Origin of the sequence: Pseudodesulfovibrio sp. 7M6 (genome assembly GCF_050058625.1) — a bacterium.
GTDB lineage: Bacteria > Desulfobacterota > Desulfovibrionia > Desulfovibrionales > Desulfovibrionaceae > Pseudodesulfovibrio > Pseudodesulfovibrio salinus.
In genome coordinates this window covers 2,327,665-2,351,974 of record NZ_CP188816.1, presented here as the reverse complement: position 1 = coordinate 2,351,974, position 24,310 = coordinate 2,327,665, and the positions used below count along the sequence as shown (strand labels likewise).

The window sequence follows — 24,310 nt, the reverse complement described above, 5'->3', positions numbered from 1 at the left end:
AAAGGCTCTGTGGGGAAAAGTTTTCGCTACATGTACTTCATGATGATTTTGCCGATCAGGTCCTGCGAGATGGCGTGGGTCAGCGCATCGGAAAATCGTTCCACCAGATCCTTTGCCCCCGGGAAATCCCGGCGCAGGCCGAAATGGAAGCTGGAAGGCTCGCCGATGGACAGCTCGTGGACACTGAATTTGCCCTTGAGCCCTTTCTGGCCCAAGACATACATGGCGGCCAGGCTGTTGCCCAGAAAGAAGTCGGCCTTGCCCTGTGCAACCATGTCCAGGGCGTCGGCCAGGGTATCCACCCAGGTAATGTGCAGTTCGGGCGGGAAAGTCTTGTGTGCCCAGCCGTTGCCCGCGTAGTCCACCTGCCGGAAATTGCGCAGCCCCTCCACCGAAGCGATGCGGTCAAGCTCTGCCGCGCGGGGATTGTCCTTGGTGCGGAACAGGGCGGGCAGGCTCTCCACCACGGGCTGTTCGCAGAAGAGCATAAATTCGCGGCGCGGGTCCGTGGGGTTGGTGCACAGAGTGTCCACCTTGCCGGTGCGGGCCATGTCCTGAATCTTCGGCCAGTCGTCAAAGGTGTGGTGGACGGTGAGTCCCATGCGCTTGCACAGCAACTCGTTCATGCAGTCCACCAGAATGCCGGTGGCCTCTCCGTCCTTTTGCATGGAAAAGGGCGGGAAGGCTTTGTTCCAGCCACACACCACGGTGGTGTCGTCGGCCAGGACAAGGGTGGGGGCGAGGGCCAGGGTGGCGGAGGCGGTGGTCAGCAGGCGCAGGGCCTGTCGGCGGGAGATGGAGCTCATGGCAATACCTGTTGGGCTAACGTTGGTTTGGCCGCATCATAGATCGAGTATCGAATTATTGCAACGTGCTGTCTCGCCGTCGGATTTCCCCTTCCGCTTATTTTAGGAAACCTCGTATGCCGGTAAAGACGATCTGAGCTGCCATGGCGGCAAGGACTAGTCCGGTGATTTTGGTCAGCACGGATATTCCCATGGAACCGATGAGCTTTTTGACGGCGGAAGCGGAGAAAAGCAGGGTTCCGACAGTCAGTCCGGCGATGACCAGCGCGCCTGCGCCTGCCAGTTGTTCCGTACCTTTCAGTTCCGCCCCGAGGACGAGCAGGGTACCGATGGAGGCTGGCCCAACAGTGATGGGGATGGCAAGCGGCACAACCGCTGGATCGGAATCGTCCGTTGTCTCAGGACGTTGCCGTTTGCCCGACACCAGGGAAACCGCCGACAGAAAGAGCAGAGAGCCCGCCCCGACACGGAAACCGTCCAGGGTAAGCCCCAGGGTTGAGAATATCGGATTGCCTGCAAAGTAGAGGATGAGCGAGATGACGAGCACGGCCACGGTGGTGCGCATGGCCAGGCGGCGCTGCTCCTGCACGGTCATGTCCTCGGTAAACGAGAGGAAGACCGACATCACGAAGAACGGTGTCAGCAGGAAAAACAGTTTCATGTAGAGGGAAATGAACAGAGAAGTCACGTTTCTCTCCTAATCTTCTAAAATGTCGCCGACCTTAAGCTCGTTGGAGAGCGGGTCCACGCGGGTGAAATTGATCTGGAATTGTTGGCCGAGGTAGAGTTTGTCACCCAGCATCTTGCGCGGCACGCGCACATTGACCTGGATATGGGGCATGGAAAGGGTGACCATGGGGCCGTTTTCCTCAACCAGCACCGCCTGCTGAAGGGCTTTTCGATTCTGGGCCAGATAGGCCAGCTTCCAGTACCGGGGACGAAAACGCTGCACCGCCCCCACGGCCTTGATGCGGATATCCAGGTGCATGGCGAGACGGTCGAGTTCCTCGGCGTCCAGCCGGGGTGTCCCGGTGGAGAGAAAAGAACAGACCTGGGCCATATTGATGAAATCCGTATAGCGGCGCAGGGGCGAGGTGATGGGCGCGTAGGCCGGAACGGCCAGGGCCGCATGTTTGCGGGGCGTCGTCTCCAGCGTGGGGGGCAGCAGCAGCTTGACCGAACGCAGGATTTCCGCAGGCTCCGTAAAGATGCCTGCCGACTCCTGGGGCAAGGCGATATCCTGGGTGCGATGCAGCAGAGGGACGTCGTTGTCCTTTGCCCAGAGGGCCAGGCCCGAATTCGCCAAAATCATGAATTCGCTGATGACCAACTCGGCGCGGGGGCAGCTGTCCTTCAGCGTTATTTCGACTTTGGTCTCGCTCCCTTCACCGAGCAGCTTCACTTCTGGCTCCGGCTTGCGGATGACGCAGGCCCCGTTTTTCAGGCGTCGTTCCAGGCGCAGTCCGGCCACCCGATGGGCCAGGATAAGGCTCTGGTCGGAACCGGATATGATCGCTTCCTCCGCCGCTTCGTAGGTCATGTTTTCCCGGACGTTGACCCAGGATTGGCGTGGGGTCACCGAGAGCAGTTCTCCCTGGTCGTCCAGCTCGAAGACGGTGAGCAGGGCGGGACGGACCTCCCCGGCGCACAGGCTGTACAGTCCGGTGCCGAACTCCTCGGGGAGCATGTGGGCCGTTCCCTCCGGCAGATAGATGGAGGTAGCCCGGTCCATGACGGCCTTGTCCAGGTCGGAGCCGAAGGTCCAGTGAACGTCCGGACGGGCCAGTCCGATGGTCAGCCGATAGCCGTTGGGAGTGGCCTCGATGTGGAACATGTCGTCGATGTCCCGGGTGGTGGCACCGTCGATGGATAGGAAATCGAGTGGTTCCGGCTCCTGAGCCTGATTGGAAAAGTCTTCTTTTATCTGTTCGATTTCGTTGGCAAACGGTTTGGGCCACTCGTCTCCCCATGCATAGCCAGCCTCATCCAGATAGTAGTTGTGATGCGGGGGGAGGATGCCCCAGCTCTGGGCCAGGAGCAGGGCTACGTGGGGGATGTCCGGCGTACCCTTGGATATGGCCGTCCATATCTTGCGGTCGTTTTCATCCAGATTCTCCGCCACCTTGCCTTTGAGGATACGGGCCAGGGCATCGGCCAGATCGTTGTCCAGGGCGGGCAGGCGTGGGGCACGTCCCTGAATGTAGGCGCTCCACAGCTCGGCCAGCAGGGTTTGGCCTGCCGAGGTCACTGCCTCACGGCTCTTTTCCTCGGTTTGTTCGCGCAGGCGCAGTTCCACTTTTTCTTCGGGCCAGATCTCGAAAACCGGAGGACGAAATTTGAAATGGGTCTTGGTGGCGAGCATGGCCCGTCCCAGTCCAGCCAGCTCATCCGGCCCGGCGTCTTCCCAGAGCAGGTCCGCAAACCAGGAGAGGGGAGCATTCTCCAGCTCACCCTGGGCGAGCGCCCACAGCTCCATGACGTCCAGCCCGGCCTGAATCTCTCCGCGCCGTTCCTGATGTTCGTTGAGTATATCCTGAATTTCCTGGCGGTTCGCTTCGGGATCGCCCATCGGGCCGGTCCAGGGCAGGAGCCGGGCCACCGGAAGTTTCATCTCCCGCTTGTTGATGGTCCACAGTCGGAGCCTGCCGGACGTTTCTTCCATCACCCAGGCAAGTTGGGGCTGGTCGCCTTGCATGAACTCCACCACTGTGCCGGGGCGGACCGGGGAACTGATCAGATTCGATTTGGCCATGAATTCTGCTTTATCTGAGGTTTCGCGTTGTTGTCGGCATTCCTATCACGAAAAGATTGCCAGTGTAAGAGGTTCGGAGTAGATGGTTATCATGGAACGGCAACTCATCGAACTCATCGGCATCCTTGCCGGATGCTGCACCACGGCAGCCTTTGCTCCGCAGGCCATTCGTACCTGGCGGACTCGTTCCGTCGCGGATATATCGCTCGGAATGTACGGGCTTTTCTGCACCGGTGTGTGCCTGTGGATCATCTACGGCGTGTTCCTGGAAAGTCTTTCCGTTATCCTCGCAAACAGCGTGACCCTGCTTCTCGCCATGGCCGTCCTGGTCATGAAAATCCAGTTCAGCCGTACTCCTGATCCCGGGGAAAAACGGGACTGACCGGACGGGAGTACCTCGCCTTTCAGTCGCTGACTGTCAAGGGCGATTCAGGTCATTGTTGCACTCCCGTGACCGTTGCGCTTCTTTTTCCCCTATTTCCCTGGATACCCTCAGGTATGAGCCGCGTGTGCCAATCGGAATTGATGCGTAGCCATCATACGCGTACTCCACTGGCCTAGCAGCCCTTATCCCTTTTATTACCCCCTGTCAGTTTCAGACGTGCCGGAGGCCAGACGCAAGTGCGGGCCGAAATCTCGCGTATGGAATTACGCTTCGATCCCGACCCGCACGCGGTAACGCGGCAGGCGATGCGTTATCGCCGGCCTGCGCCTAGTGTTTAAAGGAACGCTGTGCGGTGAAGACCATGGCAACCTGCGGGGAGTGCTCGTTGACCGCCTGGATGACCTCGTGGTCGCGGATGGAGCCGCCGGGCTGGGCAATGGCCGTCACCCCCTGGTCCATGCACAGGTCCACGCCGTCGCGGAACGGGAAGAATCCGTCGGAAACCAGCACGGAGCCGGGCAGGCCGCCGCGCTCTTCCTGCGTGCGCTTCTCGATGTCTTCCAGTTTGGCTTTCATCTCCGGGTCGTTGATGGCCGCCAGTTTGAGCTCGAACAGGGACTTGCCCAGTTCCTTGGAAGCGAGCAGATCGGAATGCTTGATGTACGCCTTGGTCACGGCCAGGAGGACACAACCAACGCGGTCCTGCTCGCCGGTGCCGATGGCCGTGGTCACGCCGTCGCGGACAAAGATGACGGAGTTGGACGTGACACCCGCCTCGACGGCCCAGGCGAAGAGCAGGTCTTCCGCTTCCTGCTTGCTCGGAGCACGGGCCACGAACTCGTTGCCGTCCTTTTCCGCCGTGGCCGGGATAAAGTCGTCCACGGACAGGATGCGGTTGCGGAACGAGAACTGGAGGACCATACCGCCGTCGGACAGTGACTTGATGTCCAGGAACGGGGTGGTGGTCAGTTCGGAGAGGTTCATGATGCCGGGAATTTCCAGGATGCGCAGGTTCTTGCGCTTCTTGAGCACTTCCAGCGCCTCGGGCTCGAAGGCCGGGGCGGCAACCACCTCGAAATATACGGAGTTGATCAGCTCGGCGGTAGCCATGTCCAGGGTGCGGTTGACCACGACGGCCCCGCCGAAGGCGGCGATACGGTCGGCCTCGAAGGCCCGCTTGAGAGCTACGGCGACCCCTTCGTCGGTCCATGCCGCACCGCAAGGGTTGTTGTGCTTGAGGATCAGGGCAGCCGGTTTGGCCGAGAGGTACTGCAGGATGTTCAGGGCGTTGTCCACATCGGTAAGGTTGGTCTTGCCGGGGTGCTTGCCTGCCTGGAGCATGTGCTCCTCGGTCAGCGCGGAGACCAGGCCCTGGCCAGCGCCCATGAACTTGACGCCGCCGACTTCCAGATGCCCTTCGACCTGTTCGTATAGAGCTGCGGGCTGATCCGGGTTTTCGCCGTAGCGCAATCCCTTGGTTTCCCCGTCAATCTCCCAGGTCCGTTTTTTGAAGACCAGTTCCTGGTCGCCGAGAGTCACTTTCATGTCCGCCGGAAACGGATCCTGCTGCAACGTATGATACATTTTTTTCAAGTCGCTCATGCTGGGTCTCTCCCTGTTGGTGCTCGTGAGGGGGAGGTTAATAGCACAGCTTGCCATGGTGGGCAATCGGCCCGTCCTCGTTCTCCCCAGGCATTTTCTGAAAGAATAATGAGATTATCATGGCACATGGTTTCGAAATCAGACTAATAATGATAATGACTAGGACTATTAACTGGACAGGCTGATACTTTAGTCAGGAGGGAGCCTCATGAAGCGATTCCGGGATTGGGGGATGCAGACCAAGGTTTTGAGTCTCTTTCTCGCCACCATCATCATTTTCCTTGCAGGTTTGCTCGGTTACTTCATTCCCGTGGTCGGCGGTTCGCTGATGAACGAGAAGCGGGTGGCCACGAAGAGCTCGGTGGAAACCGCATACTCTGTACTGGCGTATTGGGGCGAACAGGAAAGTTCCGGCGTTTTGACCCGCGAGCAGGCGCAGAATCGTGCCAGGGCGGTCATCGCCGCACTCCGCTATATGGGAGATAATTATTATTGGATAAATGACACCAAGCCCACGATGATCATGCATCCCATCAAGCCTGAGCTGGATGGCAAGGATCTGAACGGCAATGCGGACCCGCACGGTAAGCGCATTTTTGTGGAAATGGCGGAGCTTTGCAAGCGTGAGGGCGAAGGGTTTGTGCCATACATGTGGCCCAAGCCGGGAAATGAAAAGCCGGTTGAGAAGATATCCTACGTCAAGATGTACAAGCCCTGGGGCTGGATTGTCGGCAGCGGCATTTATGTGGATGATGTGGCGCAGCAGATATCCTCGCTTCGGTACCAGATCATCATCCCAACCGTTTTCGTGATGGCCATTATTCTGATTGTCGTGATCCTTGTGGTTCGCGGCATGGTTCGTCCGCTTCAGGAGGCTGTGGAAATTTCCAACCGCATGGCCAAGGGCGACCTGAGTATGAAGGTGGCGGTATACAGCAATGATGAGATCGGGCAGATGTCCCAGGCCATGTCCCACATGCTGGATGCGTTGCGAGACGTTGTGGGCGAGGTGCGGGAGGCCAGCACCCAGGTGGCGGCAGGCAGTGAGGAACTTTCCGCCTCGGCCATCGAGCTTTCGCAGGGCGCTTCCGATCAGGCTTCCAGTGTGGAAGAAGTGTCCGCATCAATGGAAGAGATGACTTCAAGCATTGGTCAGAACGCGGAGAATGCCTCGACGACCAACTCCATGACGACCAAGGCGGCTTCCGATACAGCCAAGGGCGGGGAAGCTGTTGCCAAGACCGTTGAGGCCATGAAGCAGATTGCGGATAAGATCCTTATTGTCGAAGAGATAGCCCGCCAGACCAATCTGTTGGCTCTCAATGCCGCCATCGAGGCGGCCAGGGCGGGCGAGCACGGCAAGGGCTTTGCGGTTGTTGCCGCCGAGGTCCGCAAGCTGGCCGAGCGATCCGGCACAGCCGCATCCGAGATCAGCGAGCTTTCTTCGAGCAGTGTGAAGGTTGCGGAGGAGGCCGGCGACCTGCTGGCGCAGATTGTGCCCGACATTGAGCGCACCGCCGAGTTGGTGCAGGAAATATCCGTAGCCAGCAACGAACAGAATACCGGCAGCGAGCAGGTGAATCTGGCTATCCAGCAACTGGACAAGGTCATTCAACAGAACGCTTCGGCCTCCGAGGAAGTTGCCTCCACCTCCGAGGAACTGTCTGGGCAGGCCGTCCAGCTGCAGGAAACCATTCGGTTCTTCAAGCTGGAGGAAGGTGAGCGGTCCGCGCCTGTTCTGCAACGCAAGACAACTGCAAAGAAGACCGGCGTGGCTGGAAAGAATCCTGCGGCCAAGCCGGTGACGGCAGCTGCCAAGTCGGCTGATTCCGGCGGTCTTACCCTGGATATGGACGTGGATGACGAGGACTTCGAACGGTTCTGATGGTTGTTTGAAACAGCTGATACCGGGAGCCGCCTCATGGGGCGGCTCCCTTTGTTTTTGGAGGCGGGGGTGCTTTTTTGCGTTGGCGGGCGCCGTTGATTTTGTTAGGTGTTGAGGCCTGCGGAGACGACGAGATCAAGAATTGAGGAGCCAATGTCGGAAACCTACATGGAAAAGGCGCTCATCAAGCTCGCCCGGCAGATTAATGCCTACGACGAAGCCTCGCTGATGAGCCTTTGGGAAAAATATGCGGAAAAAGTTCGCCGGTTCGAACCCACCAAACGGTGGGAGGAGGCCGTGCTGATCTTCAACCTCATTCAATCCACGCGGCTGAAAAACCAGCTGTTTAATTACAATTGGGCGCGCTCCCGCCGCCCGGACGAGCCGGACATGGATATTGATCTGGCGGCCCTGACCGCTCCCGAGCCGGTGTCCCGAAAGATGGAACTGGAATCCGATCTCAACGATTCGGAACTGCCGAACGAAGGCGAGTCCCATCCCGACAGAAAGGGCAAATTGCTCACACTTACTCCAAAAAACAAGAAATAGCCGCGCGATGCGCGGTTGACATGCGTCCCTTTTTGTATTTACGGAAGATAACCGTTCGTGTGCGCAAAGCACAGCGTTGCGGTTTCCGTTATTTCTTATAGGAGCAACTTACATGGCCAATATCGTGGTTTTCGGCTCCCAGTGGGGGGACGAGGGCAAGGGCAAGATAGTCGACATGCTGGCAGAGCGGGCCGACGCCATTGTCCGCTTTCAGGGCGGCAACAATGCCGGGCATACCCTGGTAGTGGATGGGGAACAGTGCATCCTGCACCTTATTCCTTCCGGCATTCTTCATCCGGGCAAGCAGTGCCTCATCGGAAACGGTGTGGTTCTGGACCCGTTTGTTTTTTGCGAGGAGCTGGACAAGCTTGCTGCCAAGGGCGTGGATGTCTCGTCCAGTCGGCTCAAGATCAGCCGCAAAACGCATATCATCATGCCGTATCATTGCCACATGGACTGTGCCCGCGAGGATGCCAAGTCCGCCGAGGGCAAGATCGGCACCACCGGCCGCGGCATCGGCCCCTGCTACGAGGACAAGGCCAACCGTTGCGGCGTGCGCGCCGGGGACTTTGAGGACCTGGCCCTGCTCAAGGATAAGATTGCCACCGCACTGATCGAAAAGAACGTGTTGCTCCAGCATCTCTACAATGCCGAGCCCATGGACGCAGAGGCGGTCTACAACGAGCTGTTGCCTGTGGCCGAGCGTCTGGTCCCCTATCTGGCCGATGTCTCTTCCGCCATTCAGAAGGCTGCCGGTTCCGTCCTCTTCGAGGGCGCGCAGGGCACGCACCTGGATATCGACCACGGCACCTATCCCTTTGTCACGTCGAGTAATACGGTTACGGCCAACGCCGCTTCCGGTTCCGGCTGTTCCCCGCGCGATCTGGAGCAGATCACCGCGGTGGTCAAGGCCTACACCACCCGCGTGGGCAGCGGTCCGTTCCCCACAGAGCTGACCGATGCCGACGGTGATTACCTGCAGAGCCAGGGCCACGAGTTCGGTGCCACCACCGGGCGCAAACGTCGCTGCGGCTGGCTGGACCTGGTGGTCATTCGCGAGTCCGCCCGCCTCAACGGTCCCACCGAGCTGGCCATCACCAAGCTCGACGTGCTCTCCGGCCTCAAGGAGATCAAGCTGTGTACCGCCTACGAGTACAAGGGCGAGAAGATCGACTACCCGCCGCAGATTCAGAATGGAATGGCCTACGTGAAGCCTGTTTATGAAGTGCTTCCCGGTTGGGATGAGGACATTTCCTCCGCGCGTTCCTGGGGCGAGCTGCCCGAAAACGCGGTTAACTACCTGCGCCGCATCGAAGCGGTTACCGGTGTGAAGATCGGCATTGTTTCCGTCGGTCCCGACCGGGCGCAGACTTTCTAGCATACAGGGGGAGCGATGTCGTTGAACGCCGGTCCGCTGGCCGCCCTGGCCGGGCAGGAACATGCGGTAGAGCGTCTGAACGCCATCGCCCACGATCCCCCGCAATCCATGGTTATCGAAGGGGGCGATGCGGAGAGCCGCGTCGCCCTCTCCCTGTATTGGGCCATGCGCCTCAATTGCGAGACCGGCGGTGTGCCGTGCGGCATCTGTCCAGCCTGTAAGCAGATTGCCGATCTCGCCTTCAATGACCTGCTTTTTTTTGACGGACGCGAGGGGCTGATCAAGGTCCAGTCCGTCCGTGACCAGCGGGGTACATGGGGGCAGCCGCCCTCGGGCGACGGCTATCGGGTGACCATCTTTGCCGAGGCCCAGATGTTCATGACCGAAGCGGCCAACGCGCTGCTCAAGTCCCTGGAGGAGCCCCGACCGGGCAATGTCTTTGTCCTGTGCGCGCCGCAGCGGGAACGGTTGCTGGAAACCCTGGTGTCCCGTTCCTGGGTTGTCACTCTGTCCTGGCCCGACAAGCGGATCAATGATCCGGCTGTTGCCCAGTGGGTCGCGGCCCTGGCCGAGTGCTGGAATTCGGGTCGCGGCTGGTTTCAGCGCACAGGCACCAAGGGAGCGGTGAACCGCGATCTGGCCATGTCCGTGGTCCTCGGGATGCAGCGCGAACTGCGCGAGGCCCTGTCCGGCGCTTGCGGCACCCAGGTCTCGGCCCGGCTGGCCCAGACCTATGGGCCGCAAGGACTGCGCCGTATCGGGTTGGTGCTGGAACAGGCGCAGGATGCGTTGAATACGCAGGTGCCAGTCAATCCGGCCATGGTTCTGGACTGGGTTGCCACGCGTATGGTGTAGCCGTGCGCATAGAACCCTACCTCAACCATAACGCCGACTCCATCGTCCAGCTCATAACCACCATTCAGATCAATGAATTCGGAGTAGCCACCTCGGCCGAGGCGCAGCCCGACCTGCGGGACATTCCCGGTTTTTACCAAAACGGGGCGGGGAATTTCTGGCTCGCGTTCGAAGGAGGCGAGTTGGTGGGCACCATCGCCCTCAAGGATTGCGGTGGCGGCATCTGCGCCCTGCGCAAGATGTTCGTGAAAGAGTCGTTTCGGGGAAAGCGATACGGCATCGGCTCCGCGCTGATGCGGACTTTGCTTGACTGGGCGCGGGAGCAGGGCGTGCGCGAGATATATCTCGGCACCGTGGACGTCTACCACGCGGCCCACCGCTTCTATGAGAAGAACGGATTCGAAGAGGTCTCACGTCAGCAGGTGCCGGAATCCGTCCCCCTCATGGACGTGGACGTCAAATACTATCGCTATCGTCCGGGGCGATGAAGCTGTTGTCCCGTTCCACCCGGCACACCCGGGTGGAGAATGCGCCATACCATTCGGCCCGTCCCCGCTCCATGGCTCCCCTGTGTTCGGGATGGGCGCGCCAGGCCCGGATGGAGGCTTCGTCCCGCCAGTAGGATACCGTTATTCCGACCCCTTCCCGAGCCGATTCCACTCCCAGAAAACCGTCCATTCCGGCGGCCAGATCCACGAGCCTGTCGGCCACCTCGCCGTATCCGGTGTCCGTTGCCGTGCGGGTCGAGGTGAATATGACAGCGTAATAGGGCGGCTCCGGTGTCTGGGCAAAGCCCGGCACCCGGTTCATATCATATTGATTCTTTTGCATTGCGATCCTTTTGGTATGAACAGGAACATCTCCGGTGTCGTCGTCACCGGCTGGTCCAGATTCTTTGCCAGAAAACGCGAGGGCATTTTTTCGAATTCAGGACCGGGTTGAATGAAGGTGCGGCAGAACATCTCGCCCCAGTTGGTAGTGTAGATGATCGAGGCTTGATTCACACGCTGGATATCCGGTGCCGTGGTCAGGTTGCAGATGATCAGGGCTCGCAGCACCCGCTCCGGGCGGAGACCGTCGTTGATGTCCCGCTCGAAGGTTTCGTCAAAGGGGAAAAAGTCGTCCATGATGGGCAGCAGGCGTTGCAAGTCGGCTACCGAGATGGGGGCCATGGTCCGGTCACCCTGAAGATGACTGTTTTGGTGATAGATGCGGTTGGCGAATATCCAGGCCAGAAGACGCACCGGATCGCCGGTGCGGTGCAGGGTTTCCAGGCTTTCCACCGATCGTTTGGCCTGTGCCCTGGACCCGCCGCGCACTTCCCAGATGGTTTTCTTGCCCGGCTGTTTTTGCGCGCAGAAGTGGAGCAGGGCGAACTCCTCGCCCTGTGAGTCCATGAAGGGCACGCGCATGATCTTGTGCTGCTTGTGCGAAAAGTTGGCGCCGATGCGGCGGCCCATGCGCGTCAGGTCCTGCGCGTTGATGGATGATCCGGTCTTTCCGGCTCCCTTAAGTCCCGCCTGGATGCGTTTGTAGGTCTCCACCATGCAGCGCCGCACCGAGTCGCCCACGGCAAGGTTTCGGCCAAAGCCGTGCCGCCGTTTGTTGTTGGCGATGCGGTCGGGGTCCACATATCCCTGGCCGAAAAGGGCCTGGATGAGGCTGGCGTCCTCGCGTCGGGCTGGCAGGTTGAGGAAGAATGGGATGCTGCTCAGGTTGGCCTTGAACATGAAGGCGTCGGTCAGCAGCTTGGCGGCTTCCTTGTCGCCCCGCTTGGCGTGATAGGAATGCAGTTTGGCAAATAGCGCGCCATAGGGGTCGGACCGGCGCACGTCTCGCCGTTGCAGGAATATGTTACGCTTGATGCGGTCGCACAGAGGGAGCTGCCCCTCGTCCGCGTCCGTGTATGTTTCCAGCAGGCCCAGCTTGAGCACGGATTTGAAGGGCGAGTGGATGGCCTTGACCATTTGCCACAATGCTCCGCCGAAATATTCATTGGCCGGGACAGGGGCGAGGTGCCCGAAATCCTCCAGACGGGGCTGGCCTGTCACCGGATAGCGTCGTGCCGCCTGGATGCACGCGTCGTAGTCCTTGAGGTCCACGCCCACCGGGGCCACCCACCATGCCAGATGCTTGCCCGCCAGACGCAGGGCCGTCCTGTAGAATTCCTCCTTGAGCAGCAGGGCCTGGGCCGATCCCGAACTCTCCTCGTCGTCGCCGGATGTGAACCGGTTGTCCCGCACGTCTTCCATGCGCATGGGAAAGAAGTGGGCCTCCAGGCCAAACTCGTTTTCGGCCCATATGCCGAGGGCGTCGAGTTTGCGTTTGAGACCGGCCTCCGCCTCCATGCCCACGTCGCCGTCATAGCAGACCCAGCAATCAATATCCGAGCTTGCCGTCTGGGCCACGCTGCCCAGGCTGCCCATGGCGTAAACGCCGAGAATACGAACCTCCGGGCGCCTGTCTTTCGGAGGGGCCTCCGGGAAAAATTGACTGGTCAGTTCCAGTTCACCAAGGGTCGGCGTGTACCCCCATACCTCGCAGGTGGGGATGCCGCGCAGGTTGAGGCGGGTCTCGAAATGTTCGGTGTCGAGCAGGTGCGGCAGTATGCGCAGGTAGACCTGCTTCTCACGGTCGAATCCGTCCACGGCCCGGATGAACCGTTCGCGGTTGGCCGTCAGCATTCGGAGTTCGCGCCTATAGAAGGTCACCTCTCGTGCCCAGGCCGCCAGCACCTTGTCGGCCACCTCCGGGCCCACCACCATAGGGTCGGGCAGGGGGCCTGATTCCAGGGCGGCGGCTTTGCGTCCCAGTTGCCGGGCCCGTGCTTTCAGGAACAGGGGATGGGGCAGGTCCGAGTTGCGTATGGAGCAGCTGGTAACGGTGGTTTCCAGCATCGCCAGAGCATGAAGCTGGCAGTCGTCGAGAAAGAGGGCGTGCAGCACGCAGTTGAAGATTTCCACCCCGGCGAATCGGGTAGAGGTCAGCACGGCCGCTGTAAAGTCCACATCTTCGAACCGGCCCGAGCGGACCGTGGTCTCATGGAAACGTGTACCTGTGAGTACAGAGGTAGTGAAGCCGGTCCGGTATATGGAGGTTTCAAAAAAGGCCGCTCCGCCCAGCGTGCAGTTGCGGAAACGGCAGTCGGCAAAATCGCAGTTGGTAAAGGCCGCGCCGGTAAAGATGCAGTCATTGAACGAGCAGCCCTCGAAATGCACGCCGGAGAAGTCTGCTCCCGTGAGATCGCATTGGGAAAAGGTGCAGCCCGTAATGGTGGCTTGCTCAAAGGTACAGATGGTCAATCGCGACTTGCTGATTTTGCAGCGGATCATCTCCACTTCACGAAACTCGGACCCGGCCAGGTTCAGGCTGAGTAACTCGCGGCCTTCCATTGAGGTCCCGGCCACGCGGGAGCAAGTCAGGTCCATGCTGCGGACATTGCGGAATTTCGGCAGCAGCTTTTCGAGTGTGTTCTTGCGCTTGCCGAAAAGGCGGGCGAGCAGGCCGGGCCTATGGCAGTTGACGTCCTCGGCTCCTCCGGTCTGGCGTTCGCCTGGTTCGGGGAGCGGGGCGGGGGCGACGGTCCCGGTCCGCGTCAGCGCTTCCACAAAATCCGGTGCCATGGCGAGGAGCACGGCGAAGGCCTCGTTGCGGGCGGCATCCAGTTCCTCGCGGGCCAGGGATTGCAGATAGGTTCTGTAGGCCTCATCGCCCAGCAGGGGGACTCGGGTGGCCGCCACTCGGGACAGGGACGGGAGCTTGCGCCGGATGGTCGCCAGCAATGCCCCGGCCTTTGGCGTCTGCTGGGCGATGATGCCGTCCAGGCAAATGCCCGCCAATCTCTTGTCCGCCTTTTTGAGCATCTTGAGGAAAAGGTCCAGCATGGGCCTGTCGCCGGCGGTGGCCACACGAATGACGGTCTCCAAGGCAATGTTGGAAGGAAAAATGAGCCCTTTTGCCAGGGACTGGGCAAACGCGGCGGCGCGTTCCTGGTCATCCAGGGCGCGGAGCACGTTGCAAAGCAGATTGATGTCTTCATTGCCTGCGACGGTTCCCACCCTGCTGTCGAGCCATTTGCCGAACAGCCCGTTGTTCAAGACCTGGAAGGCCGGAAAGGCGAGCACCTCTCCCCGTGCTCCCAGGAATGCGATGAACGGGGCCAGTTCCGTAGGATCGGCCCCGGCCAGAGGCTGTACAATTTCTTCCAGCCAGGCGGTCAGTTGTCGGTCGGCGATAACTTCGCGGGAACGGAGCATCTCATGGGCCAATGCCAGGCGGTCGTTTGCCGGGATGGTCGCTATCAGCGCCGTCAACTCTCGCAGGGAAACGGTCATGGACTGGACGAAACGCATGGCGAGGATTCGCCCGAAACGGCCGGAGCCGAGCAGGATGCGCAGGCCGATGCGCAGTCCCTTGGTGTCCTTGGTGTTTTGGATGATGTAAAAGACGTTGAGCGCTGTCTCGGCCACCGGTGTGGCGTTCTCGACCTGATTGGGAGAAAGCCGCTTGATGGCGACCAGAAAGGCTTCACCCAGTGGCGAGAACTCCTGTGCCGTCGCTCCCGCATTGTCCCGGGCCAGGACCCGGATATTCGCTGCAAGTGTAACTATGTTGCCTTGATCTGCCGTCATGCAATGTTGCCTCTGTGCTCCCGACTACCTATTGCTGCAACCTGTTGGGCGAGAAGTCGAAACAGGGTGTACAAGTATCCGGGGCAAGTTCGGAATTGTGCCAGAAAGTGATCCAAGGGGGAAGTATAAATATCGCAAAATCAAGGAGTGACGCGGGTTAAACGGTCGTTTCAGTTCAAAAACATTTTGACTCGTTACGGTACATGTCCTATCGTGCCGGATTGAAAAATTATGGTCCGCAAAATCCTGCGGAAAAACCGATTCAGGAAAGGTTCAATGTATACACTCCGTACGCTGCCGGGAGACGACGTCCGCCAGATCATGTGGCGTTTTGCCGACCGGTTCGATCTCCAGATGTCCGTCCAGTCCGCCCGTTCCATCGCCCGCTCCACCGTAGCCAAACTGGTTGCCGGGGGCGCGCGCAACACCCACGAGTGGACCGACCAGAAGAGCGAGCTCTTGAGCGCCTTCGACCAGTCCGGCCTGACCGCGTTGTTCATGGACCCGCATCAGGGCGGTTTCATCGAAGGTCCCAAGAACCTGGCCCTGGCCCTGGTGGCCTATGAGCTGTCCTGGGTGGATGCCGGTGCGGCCACCTGCTCGCTCGCCTCCAACCTGGCCCTGGCTCCCATCCACGAAAAGGGCACGCCGGAACAGCGCGACTATTACATGTCCAAGTGCGTTCCGCCCCAGCCGGGCGAGGACCGCAAAATCTGGCGGGGCGCATTCGCCCTGACCGAGCCGCTGCCCTACGTCGGCGTTGACACCGGCGTGCTCTGCGGCAAGGCCTCCGTTGCCGAATGGAAAGAGGGCGAGGAGCCCATGCTCCAGATCGACAAGCGCGGCCGGTTCATCACCAACATGGATTTCGCCAACTTCGTCACTGCGGCCGTAGAGTCGCGTGACGAGCGCATCAAGGGCTCCTTCATGGTCATTCTGGAGGATACCGACGAAGGCACCTTCGACCGTGGCGCGCCCACGTTGAAGATGGTCCATCAGCTTTCCTCCACCCGCGATCCCGTGCTGAACCTCAAGGTTCCGGCCTCCCGCATCATCGGCGGCTATGACGTGGTGGACGGGGTTATCGTGCCCAAATACAACCACTCCGAGATCATCGGTTCGGTCTTTCACCGCACCCGCATCCCTGTCGGGCTCATGACCTCGGCCAAGTTGCTTTCCACGGTGGAGCCGGTCATCCGTTACCACCGCAACCGTTTCCGGGGCGGTGATTCCGCCAAGGAAGGTTCCCCGCGTTTCGACAAGGGCATTCAGATGAACGAGGACGCCCTGCAGCGTCTGCTGGATGTCTGGGCTGCGGGCGAGGCCGGTTGCTCGTTGGCCTTTGCCGCCTCGCGTCTGGCCGATGCCTTTGATCCCATCGAGAAGGCCAAGGAGGCCTACTTTGAGGCCGAAGGCGTGACCTCCGTCCGCAAACAGATGGCTGCCCTGCGCAAGATCGGGGATCAGGTAAAAGAATTCATCGATCTGGAGTACACTCCTGCTGCGGAGCGCGATCAGGCCCGCTACGAGGAACTCAAGTCCGACACCCTGGTTTCCTACGCATACATGGAAGCCCTGGCCGGTATCCTCAATCCGGGCGTCAAGCTCTGGAACACCGGTGTGGGCGCCAACATGATGCGCGAGGCCGTCGCTTTGGTCGGCGGCTACGGCATCACCGAGGATTGCCCCGGTTTCCTGATGCAGAAGTGGACCGATTGCCAGCTGGAGGCCACCTACGAAGGCCCCGAGGCCGTGCAGCGCCGTCATCTGACCATGACCATGGGCAGCGACGTTTTCCAGCACACGCTCTCCGCCTGGATCAAACAGATGCATGAGGCGGGCGACAACGTGCCCGGTCTGGGCGGCCACGTGCTGGCCGGTGCCATGGAGCTGTGGCAGTACACGATGCAGTATCTGCAGAACGCCACGGACCCCGAAGGCCGCAAGCTCTACCACAACAAGCGGCAGGGCGTGACCTTCCCCATGTCCGATGCCCTGAGCTGGCTGCTCGGCCCGTACTTCCTGGCCTGCGACATCATGGAGCTCATCGAGAAAGGCCCCATGTCCATGACGCTGGCCGAGGGTATCGATGACCTGACCGCCTTCTACAAGGACCTGTGTCACGTGCAGTGTGCCCGTGCCGCCGGTGAGGTGGCACGCATTTGCTCCGAGATGGTTTACGGCTTCACCGCCTGCAAGCTCGTCAGCCCGGACGCTCCGTCTGCCGATGCCGACGCACTGGCTCAGTTCCAGGCCCTGCGTGCCAAGGTCGACCAGTTCATGGCAGGCAGCCGTATGGCCAAGGACCGCGCGGGCAACGCCCTCACCGAGGTCATGATCCCCGAGGCCCTGGACTACCCGATAGGTTAACGAAGATGCGAGAGGGGAACCGCTTTCAAGAGGTTCCCCTCTCGCGCTTTCCCTTCCAGAATTTTTTGGTTCCACGCCGCCTGCCGGTATGGAGGGGAGCGAAATAAAAATATGGCGGCGTGGGGGCATGAGCCGGGAGTTCGTGCTTTTGCCTGGAAAATAACGCTAACCCAAACCCCACCCGGAACGGGTTTTTCTTTTTTTACCCGTTCACCTTCCTCCCCGCGAAGCGGATCTAAAAAGTTTAGGAAGGAAGAGGGGATGGGGGTCCGGGGGAAGGGGAGAGGGAAACCCTTTGAAAAGGGTTTCCCTCTCCCCTTCCCCCGGCCGCCGGAGGCACCACAATGACAGATGAAACGCCTCGTGCCGAAATGGAGACAGATATCGTCTGTGTCGGTTTCGGCCCTGCTGCCGGAGGTTTTCTGACCACGCTGACGCGCGGCCTGATGAATGAGGACGGTACGCCCGTTGCCGATTCCAAGGCGATGCCGGGTATGCCGCCGCAGGTAATCTGCTATGAGCGCGCGGACGACATCGGCTTCGGCGTGTCGGGCGTGGTCACCAAGGGGCGGGCCATTCGGGCCTCGTTCCCGGACCTGGATTTGTCCCAGATTCCCATGGCACATGAGGTGGTGGAGGAGAAGGTCCTCTATTTGTCCGACCCGGTGGGCGCGAGTCGCCGACCCAAGGCGTTCAAGCTTGCGGACAAGCTGCTCGGCCGGTGGATGAAGGACGGCGCGTTCGAACTGCCGTGGATTCCGCCGTTTCTGGAAAAGCATCCGGGCATGGTCATGTCTCTGGGACAGTTCAACCAGTGGGTGGGCGGCAACCTGATGGGCACCGGCCTGGCCCAGATCTGGCCTTCCAGCCCGGTAGCAGAGCCGCTGTTGGAAGATGGTGCAGTCAAGGGCGTGCGCATGGCCGACCAGGGTGTGGAAAAGGACGGCACGCCGGGTGCCGGATTCATGCCGGGCATGGACATGAAGGCCGCGCTGACCGTTGTGGCCGATGGTCCGGTCGGTCCTGTGGGGCAGCAGTTGGATCGTGAGCTGGGAATGCCGGAAGGGCATCACCGCCGCGAGTGGGCCGTGGGCATGAAGTGTGTGGTGGACCTGCCCGAGGGATGCGACTGGCAGCCCGGCACGGTCCTGCATACCATCGGCTACCCGGAACCGGAAATTTTCGGCTTTTTGTACGTGTACCCCGGCAACGTGGCCTCGCTGGGCATCTTCGTTCCTTCCTGGTTCGACAATCCGGTGCGCACGGCCTACCGCTACATGCAGCATTGGATGCAGCATCCGTATCTGTGGAAGCGGTTGCAGGGCGGCACCCTGCGTTCCTGGGGCGCCAAGTCCCTGGACGAGTCCGGCAAACAGGGCGAGCCCCTGCTGTGCGGCGACGGTTTTGCACGCATTGGCGAAGGGTCGGGCTCGACCAACGCGCTGTCCGGCTCGGGCGTGGACGAGGCCTGGGCCACAGGCGTTCAACTGGGCGAGGCCGTGCTGGAACTGCTCAAGGCAGGCAAGCCCTTTACCAAGGAAAACCTTGAGGCGGGCTATGTGGCGCGCCGCCGGGCATCCTGGGTGGAGGAAGAGGCCAAGGTGGCCGAGAAGTCGCGCGACGGTTTCACCCGGTCGGTGCTTCGCGGATTCCTCGGCATGGGAATGACCGGCCTGACCAATGGCAGGCTGAACATGTCCGGCACCTCCATCAAGCCGCAGGATCGCATCCCGACCATAGAAGAATATTACAAGGGGTACATTGCCGAGGGCGAGATCAAGGAAATCCGAGAGCAGTGTGCCAAGAAGGGTTCCAGCCTGCATGACGCGCTCATGAACCGCGTGGGCTGGCCCGAGATTCCGCTGGACGGCCAGTTGCTGGTCTCGCACCAGGATGCGTTGCTCATGGGCGGCAAGGTGCAGGCCGCTCCCGGCTATGGGGATCACGTCCGGTTCCTCAATCCCTCGCTGTGTGCCGCCTGCCGCGAGCAGGTGTGCGTCGAGGCGTGCTCCGGGCAGGCCATCCACACCAATCCCGAAGGCGGCGCGCCGCTTTTCGATCGCGAGAAGTGTGTACACTGCGGCGCATGTATGTGGAATTGCAGCAAGTCCGGTCCCAGGGACAAGGAACGGACCAATGTCCAATTCAGGGCAGGTTCCGGTGGGCTGCACTCTGTAGAAAATTAATGTATGACGAGAGCCGCCTGTTGAAAAACAGCCGATTGCTTCGTTGCTGCGGGGAAATCAAATCCTCACGTATTGTTCATACGCTGCGGTTTGATTTCTCCTTGTGCCTCGCACTCGACTATTTTTGAACAGGCTAAGCAAGTAGCCGGAACCGGTGATCGATTCGTTCCGGTACGAAAGAAAGCGAGGCGACGGGGAAGCGTAGTCGTCGCCGATGAAATCAAGGAGATATTGCATGGGTAATGAATTCCATATCGTGGTCTGCGGGTCCATTGTTCCGGACCCCCTCCAGACCCTAGCGCCGCAGGTCGGACCGACCGGACCTGTGCTGCAGAACGAGATGATGCTGCCCGCCGTGCTCGACCCCTGGGCCGGTCACGCCCTTTATGAGGCGGCCAATCTTGCCAAGAATAATCCCGGTTCCCAGGTCTGGCTGGTTGCACTGGGGCCCAAGGCCAAGTTGCAGCAGGTGATGATGGCCGTTTCCCAGAAGGCCCCGTTCCAGCTGGTCGTGGCCGACGGTTCGGCCTCCGGTTTTATCGATGCCTTCGAGACCGCCAAGACGCTGGCTGGAACCATCGACGGCATTGCCGGTCTGGACAAGTCCAAGATGCTGCTCTTCGGCGGCTGGCAGTCCGCTTCCCGCGGCTCCGGCGCGGTGATGCAGATGGTGGGCGAGATGCTTGGCGTCACCGAGCAGTTCCAGGGCGTGGACAAGATCGTCGTTGGCGACGACGGGTCCATTGAGGTCCTGGAGCGTGTGGAAGGCGGCGCGTACCTCAAGTCCGTGGTGGACGGTGCTCCGGCCGTCATGGGCTGGGCCACCGGTGAGCTGCCCGAGCCGCCGAACAACCCGCAGGTCGGTATGCAGAACATGCAGAAGAACATGCCCGCCCTGATGCAGGCCAAACCCGCCGACCTTTCCGGCACGTCCCTCAAGTTCGAAGCCGTCCAGGTGCCGCAGCAGCGGCGCGATACCCGCGTGGTCAAGGACGCTCCGCTTGAGGATATGGCCCGTGAAATCGTCGAATGGCTGAAGGCATAGGGGGACGGACCATGAGCACCATACTTTATATTGCACACACCGAATGCGACGGCGTCCTTTCCAAGGTCGCCCTGGAAACCCTGACCGCTGCCAGTAATCTGGCCGAGGGCATGGGCGCTGAGCTGGCCGTGGGCCTCTTCGGCGCCGATGTTGCCGCTGCCGCCGACTCTGTTGCCGGATGCGGCGCGAAATTCTACGCGGTTACCGATGCCATTCTGAATGACGGTATTTACGCTTCCGACCTGGCCGCCGCCGAGGCGCTGGCCAAGGCCGTGAATCCCGAGATGGTTGTTGCTCCCGCCACCTCACGCCTGAGCCGCGCCCTGCCGGGTCTGGCTGTGCGTCTGGAAGGCCGGGTGGATACCCATCTTTCCGCTCTGGAAGCCAAGGACGGCAAGCCCGTTGCCAAGCGGTGGTTCTATCGCCAACGCATGGAAGGCACCCTGACCCGGGAGGAACGACCCTGGATCGTGACGGTCGATTCCGGCTGCGCGGCCGCTTTCGAGGGCGCGGGCAGCGCTTCCGTCGAAGCCGTGTCCGCCGATTTCTCGGCTGTGCGCACCAAGTCTCTCGGTATGGAGTGCGTATCCGAGGACGAGCAAACCATTCGTCCTGATGCCGCAACGCTTCTGGTCGCCGGTGCAGGCTGGACCAAGAAGCAGGCCGACGGCGGCGTGCACGTTGATGTGGCTGAAAAGCTCATCCTTGATTTCCTCGGCGCGACCAAGTCGTCCCTCGGTTCGTCCAAGTCCCTGGTGGACATCTCGGGCGAGGGTGGTTCGGTCATCTCCTTCCTCACCCACATGCATCAGGTCGGCCAGACCGGCGCTTCTCCGCGTCACGCCAAGGGCCTTTCCACCTGCTGCCATGGTGAGGAACCCCATGTGGTCGGCTGGCGCTTCATCGGCGAACGCCGCGCCATCAACACCGACGCTTCCTGCGGCTGGGCCCAGGGCAAATGCGACGTGCTGTACGTTGCCGACGCCTTCGAGTTGATGGCCAAGGTTAACGAACTGCTTGGCTAGTCCCACATACGAAGCTGAAAACGGCTGCCCTGTTGAAGGGTGCCTATCCCGATTATAAAAACGCCCCGGAAGCATTCGCTTCCGGGGCGTTTTCTGTGCTGTTCCAACTCGCCGAAGGCGAAAAATGGATTCTCAAAGGTATAGCCGGTCCGGGGGAGACGAAAACACCCGACAATCCCGCCGCAGGCGGCTTCCCTCTCTGATTTTTCCTTATCCGCTTTGGCTTTTCTCAAGCAATAGCCTGAGCCGCTTGTTCTCTTCGATCATGCTCTGGACGTTCCGGATGATGGTATCCCGATTCTCCTGCAATCCATTGAGGGCGTCGCTCAGTTCGGTTGCGGGATTGCGTTCGTTGGGGTGGGGCACATGCTCCACCCGGCAGTCGGCGTCGAGCAGGATGGTCTCGCCCGCTGCGCCCATCTTGATGGCGAACCCTAGATCGTCGCTCACGACCTGCGCGCATTCCACGTCATTCACCTTGTAGTGCACTTCCATGGCCGAGAACCAGGGGAAGGGAGTGCGTTCGAGCACTTCGCGCCGGATGAGCAGAAATCCGGCACCAGCCCAGTCCACCGGAAAAAGACCGGTGCGGTCCAGACTTACCCGGTCCTCCATCAGGGAGAGACCCGGCACCTTGGTCCACCACCCGGCCACGATGCGGGTCGCATCATGCTTGTGCACATAGGCGCCGGAGACGATGTCCCTGTCGTGCGCGAGCAGCCTGCGCACGTGGTCCGGGGTGAAGCCGGTGTCCGCATCCACGCAGAGGAACCAGTCGAACCCTTCCAGCTTCTGGCGGACAGCGCTGGATCTGTCGCCGTTGATCATGGTGTTGCGGGCGCGGGGCACGTTGCTCCCCTGGCGGGAGGTAACCTCGACTTCGAAATCCTTGCACTGGGCCAGTTGACGGACGCTTTTCAGCGTGGCCTCTGTGATGCGGCCGTGCTTGGCAAAGGGAATGCCTACTTTGAGTTTCATGGAAACTCCGTAACACGGACGCTTAACAACAGTCTCCCATAATTTTGCGACCCGTGAGCCTGGAAAGCCATGTCTGGATAATGAGGGTGGCGCTCCTGTGCCCGGTTTGACTGATATGTCCCCGGCCGGGCAGTTCAGGGCGCAGGCCCCGCATTCCATACAGGTCTCGTGGTCCACGAGGTCGGCCTTGCCGTCCTGGATGCGGAAGATGCGGTGGGGACAGACATTTTCGCACGCACCGCAGCCTACGCATTTATCCTAGTCGAAATCCAGTGTGGCCACATTTTCGAGGTGTCTGAATTGGTTCATGGTCAAGCCCCTCATGAGAGAAATGGCGCTGCCAGCCAGAGCAGTGTGGCTGCCAAGGCCGTGATGCCCATGATTGGCAGAGAATGTCGCATCTCTCGATCCACGCCGGACAAGGAGGTAAAGGGTGTCGAGCCGGTGAAGTTCATGGCCAGGTAGGCCGCAAGGGTGACGGTCTACAGCCAGAGTGCGATCAGTTCGGACGGCGTTGAACCGACGGTCAGGTTCAACAATCCGCAGATGGCCCCTGTGGCTGCACCCTTGAGGAAAAAGTGGTGAAAACGGAGTGCTGGCAAGGCAATGGGCACAGCTACGGTTCCAGACAGGATGCCGAGAATGGATGAGAGGGGTACGGCCAGTCCTCGCCGCCAAGCTTCGCCCAGTGAAAATATGTCCGGCCCGAAACCTGACAGCAGAAAGGCCACGATCTCGAAAATTCGTCCGCAAGCACAACGGTTTTCCGTCAAGAGGTGGCGGAAGATGGCGAGGCGTGCCGGATGCCTGAATGCCTTGCACGCTTCAGAAACCTGCTCGTCTTCAAGCGGTGGAATCAGTTCCATACAGTGCTCCTTTATCGTTCATCGACGATATACGATGAAAGAGGCCTGCGTTAAGTGTGTGTGGATGTGGAGGAACCGGGAAGGATCAGTGGGCGCTTCGGTTGCGGCGTAGGGCGCGCACCGAATCGAACGTGTAGAGGACCAGCCCGGTCCAGATGAGGCTAAAGGTAATCAGATTGCTGACGCCGAAGGGTTCCTTGTAGAGGAACACGCCGAGGAGAAAGGCGATGGACGGCGACGCGTATTGCAGAATGCCCAGGGTGGAGAGGTGGAGGCGGCGGGCACCGAAGGCGAAACCGATGAGCGGCAGGGAGGTGACCAGGCCAGCGCCGATCAGGAGCAGGTCCGCACGCGTTGAAATGGAGAGGAAACCAAGCTCACCCACATGGTGCAGGTAGATCAGATAGGCCAGGGACGCGGGGCCGAGGACCATGGTCTCCAGGAACAGGCCGGGCAGGGAGGCCACGGCGGCGATCTTTCTGAGCAGGCCGTAGAAACCGAAGGAGAAGGCGAGCCCCAGGGATATCCAGGGCAGTTCGCCATGGCTCAGGACGGAAACGAGCACGCCGGTGGCGGCCAGCCCCACGGCCGCGTACTGAAATCGGTTGAGCCTCTCGCGGAAGAAGATGAAACCGAGCAGGACGTTGACCAATGGGTTGATGTAGTATCCCAGGCTGGTTGCCACCACATGCCCGGTGTTGACGGACCAGATGTAGAGCAGCCAGTTGAAGCCGATACACAGGCTGCTGCCCGCAAGGATGAGCAGGTTGCGGGGGGATGACAGGGGGGCCAGAACCTCGTTCCAGCGGTGCCGCGCCGTCAGGATGATGGCGATAAATACCAGGGACCAGAGAATGCGGTGGCAGAGGATTTCGATGGGGCCGACATCCAGCAGTCCTTTCCAGTAGATGGGCAAAAGCCCCCAGGCAACAAAGGAGGCCAGCGCGGCGGTGTACCCTTTGGCGGTGTCTGTCGTGAGTCGTGGCGTCATGAATGA

Annotated in this window: 19 protein-coding genes and 1 pseudogene; 10 read left to right on the top strand and 10 right to left on the bottom strand. The window is 60.5% G+C overall.

Features of this window, described 5'->3' with window-relative positions; translation table 11 throughout:
• Positions 1-26: 26 nt before the first annotated feature.
• From ACI0FG_RS11180 to ACI0FG_RS11170, 3 genes are all read right to left on the bottom strand, one after another.
• The gene (locus tag ACI0FG_RS11180) at positions 27-806 is read right to left on the bottom strand and encodes a substrate-binding periplasmic protein (protein ID WP_419785080.1); all 780 of its coding nucleotides are present in this window, start codon (positions 804-806) and stop codon (positions 27-29) included.
• Between the two features lie 97 nt (positions 807-903).
• Positions 904-1,494, bottom strand: coding sequence for a MarC family protein (locus ACI0FG_RS11175; RefSeq protein WP_419785079.1), 591 nt, complete (start codon positions 1,492-1,494; stop codon positions 904-906).
• Positions 1,495-1,503: 9 nt separating this feature from the next.
• A complete protein-coding gene (locus tag ACI0FG_RS11170) occupies positions 1,504-3,558 on the bottom strand; it encodes a ribonuclease catalytic domain-containing protein (RefSeq protein WP_419785078.1) in 2,055 nt (684 codons plus the stop codon).
• Positions 3,559-3,649: 91 nt separating this feature from the next.
• Between ACI0FG_RS11170 and ACI0FG_RS11165 the strand changes: the two genes are divergently transcribed.
• On the top strand, positions 3,650-3,940 hold the full coding sequence (locus tag ACI0FG_RS11165; protein WP_419785077.1) for a SemiSWEET family sugar transporter: 291 nt from the start codon (positions 3,650-3,652) through the stop codon (positions 3,938-3,940).
• A 330-nt stretch (positions 3,941-4,270) separates the two neighbouring features.
• Here ACI0FG_RS11165 and ACI0FG_RS11160 read toward each other — a convergent pair whose 3' ends face one another.
• Positions 4,271-5,545: an IMP cyclohydrolase gene (locus ACI0FG_RS11160; RefSeq protein WP_419785076.1), complete on the bottom strand. Its 1,275-nt coding sequence runs from the start codon at positions 5,543-5,545 to the stop codon at positions 4,271-4,273.
• Positions 5,546-5,753: 208 nt separating this feature from the next.
• Between ACI0FG_RS11160 and ACI0FG_RS11155 the strand changes: the two genes are divergently transcribed.
• From ACI0FG_RS11155 to ACI0FG_RS11135, 5 genes are all read left to right on the top strand, one after another.
• On the top strand, positions 5,754-7,430 hold the full coding sequence (locus tag ACI0FG_RS11155) for a methyl-accepting chemotaxis protein (RefSeq protein ID WP_419785075.1): 1,677 nt from the start codon (positions 5,754-5,756) through the stop codon (positions 7,428-7,430).
• 153 nt (positions 7,431-7,583) lie between these two features.
• A complete protein-coding gene (locus tag ACI0FG_RS11150; RefSeq protein ID WP_419785074.1) occupies positions 7,584-7,979 on the top strand; it encodes a hypothetical protein in 396 nt (131 codons plus the stop codon).
• 112 nt (positions 7,980-8,091) lie between these two features.
• Positions 8,092-9,357, top strand: coding sequence for an adenylosuccinate synthase (locus tag ACI0FG_RS11145; protein WP_419785073.1), 1,266 nt, complete (start codon positions 8,092-8,094; stop codon positions 9,355-9,357).
• A gap of 15 nt (positions 9,358-9,372) precedes the next feature.
• Positions 9,373-10,212, top strand: a complete 840-nt coding sequence (locus ACI0FG_RS11140) for a DNA polymerase III subunit delta' (RefSeq protein ID WP_419785072.1) — start codon at positions 9,373-9,375, stop codon at positions 10,210-10,212.
• Positions 10,213-10,214: 2 nt separating this feature from the next.
• Positions 10,215-10,700 carry a GNAT family N-acetyltransferase gene (locus ACI0FG_RS11135; protein WP_419785071.1) on the top strand — a complete coding sequence of 162 codons (486 nt, stop codon included), beginning with the start codon at positions 10,215-10,217 and terminating at the stop codon, positions 10,698-10,700.
• On the opposite strand, the gene ACI0FG_RS11130 is transcribed toward ACI0FG_RS11135, so the two are convergent.
• Both ACI0FG_RS11130 and ACI0FG_RS11125 read right to left on the bottom strand, forming a co-directional pair.
• Complete coding sequence (locus ACI0FG_RS11130; protein WP_419785070.1) at positions 10,669-11,043, bottom strand: antibiotic biosynthesis monooxygenase family protein; 375 nt, start codon at positions 11,041-11,043, stop codon at positions 10,669-10,671. The genes ACI0FG_RS11135 and ACI0FG_RS11130 overlap by 32 nt on opposite strands.
• Positions 11,019-14,843, bottom strand: coding sequence for a class I adenylate cyclase (locus tag ACI0FG_RS11125; protein ID WP_419785069.1), 3,825 nt, complete (start codon positions 14,841-14,843; stop codon positions 11,019-11,021). The genes ACI0FG_RS11130 and ACI0FG_RS11125 overlap by 25 nt, the downstream gene beginning before the upstream one ends.
• A gap of 276 nt (positions 14,844-15,119) precedes the next feature.
• Here ACI0FG_RS11125 and ACI0FG_RS11120 point away from each other — a divergent pair, with 276 nt between their 5' ends.
• The 4 genes from ACI0FG_RS11120 to ACI0FG_RS11105 all read left to right on the top strand — a co-directional run bounded on the left by ACI0FG_RS11120 (position 15,120) and on the right by ACI0FG_RS11105 (position 21,469).
• Positions 15,120-17,213, top strand: a complete 2,094-nt coding sequence (locus ACI0FG_RS11120) for an acyl-CoA dehydrogenase family protein (RefSeq protein WP_419785068.1) — start codon at positions 15,120-15,122, stop codon at positions 17,211-17,213.
• A gap of 344 nt (positions 17,214-17,557) precedes the next feature.
• Entirely contained in the window at positions 17,558-19,399 is a 1,842-nt protein-coding gene (locus ACI0FG_RS11115; protein WP_419785067.1) for a 4Fe-4S ferredoxin, read from the top strand.
• Positions 19,400-19,634: 235 nt separating this feature from the next.
• Entirely contained in the window at positions 19,635-20,444 is an 810-nt protein-coding gene (locus tag ACI0FG_RS11110; protein WP_419785066.1) for an electron transfer flavoprotein subunit beta/FixA family protein, read from the top strand.
• An 11-nt stretch (positions 20,445-20,455) separates the two neighbouring features.
• Complete coding sequence (locus tag ACI0FG_RS11105; RefSeq protein ID WP_419785065.1) at positions 20,456-21,469, top strand: electron transfer flavoprotein subunit alpha/FixB family protein; 1,014 nt, start codon at positions 20,456-20,458, stop codon at positions 21,467-21,469.
• 210 nt (positions 21,470-21,679) lie between these two features.
• Here ACI0FG_RS11105 and ACI0FG_RS11100 read toward each other — a convergent pair whose 3' ends face one another.
• The 4 genes and pseudogenes from ACI0FG_RS11100 to rarD all read right to left on the bottom strand — a co-directional run bounded on the left by ACI0FG_RS11100 (position 21,680) and on the right by rarD (position 24,304).
• Positions 21,680-22,447 carry a hypothetical protein gene (locus ACI0FG_RS11100; RefSeq protein WP_419785064.1) on the bottom strand — a complete coding sequence of 256 codons (768 nt, stop codon included), beginning with the start codon at positions 22,445-22,447 and terminating at the stop codon, positions 21,680-21,682.
• A 22-nt stretch (positions 22,448-22,469) separates the two neighbouring features.
• A pseudogene (gene hgcB / locus ACI0FG_RS11095) lies at positions 22,470-22,756 on the bottom strand (mercury methylation ferredoxin HgcB).
• Positions 22,757-22,929: 173 nt separating this feature from the next.
• Positions 22,930-23,313 carry a hypothetical protein gene (locus ACI0FG_RS11090; RefSeq protein WP_419785063.1) on the bottom strand — a complete coding sequence of 128 codons (384 nt, stop codon included), beginning with the start codon at positions 23,311-23,313 and terminating at the stop codon, positions 22,930-22,932.
• Positions 23,314-23,398: 85 nt separating this feature from the next.
• Entirely contained in the window at positions 23,399-24,304 is a 906-nt protein-coding gene (gene rarD, locus ACI0FG_RS11085) for an EamA family transporter RarD (RefSeq protein ID WP_419785062.1), read from the bottom strand.
• Between the last annotated feature and the right edge of the window lie 6 nt (positions 24,305-24,310).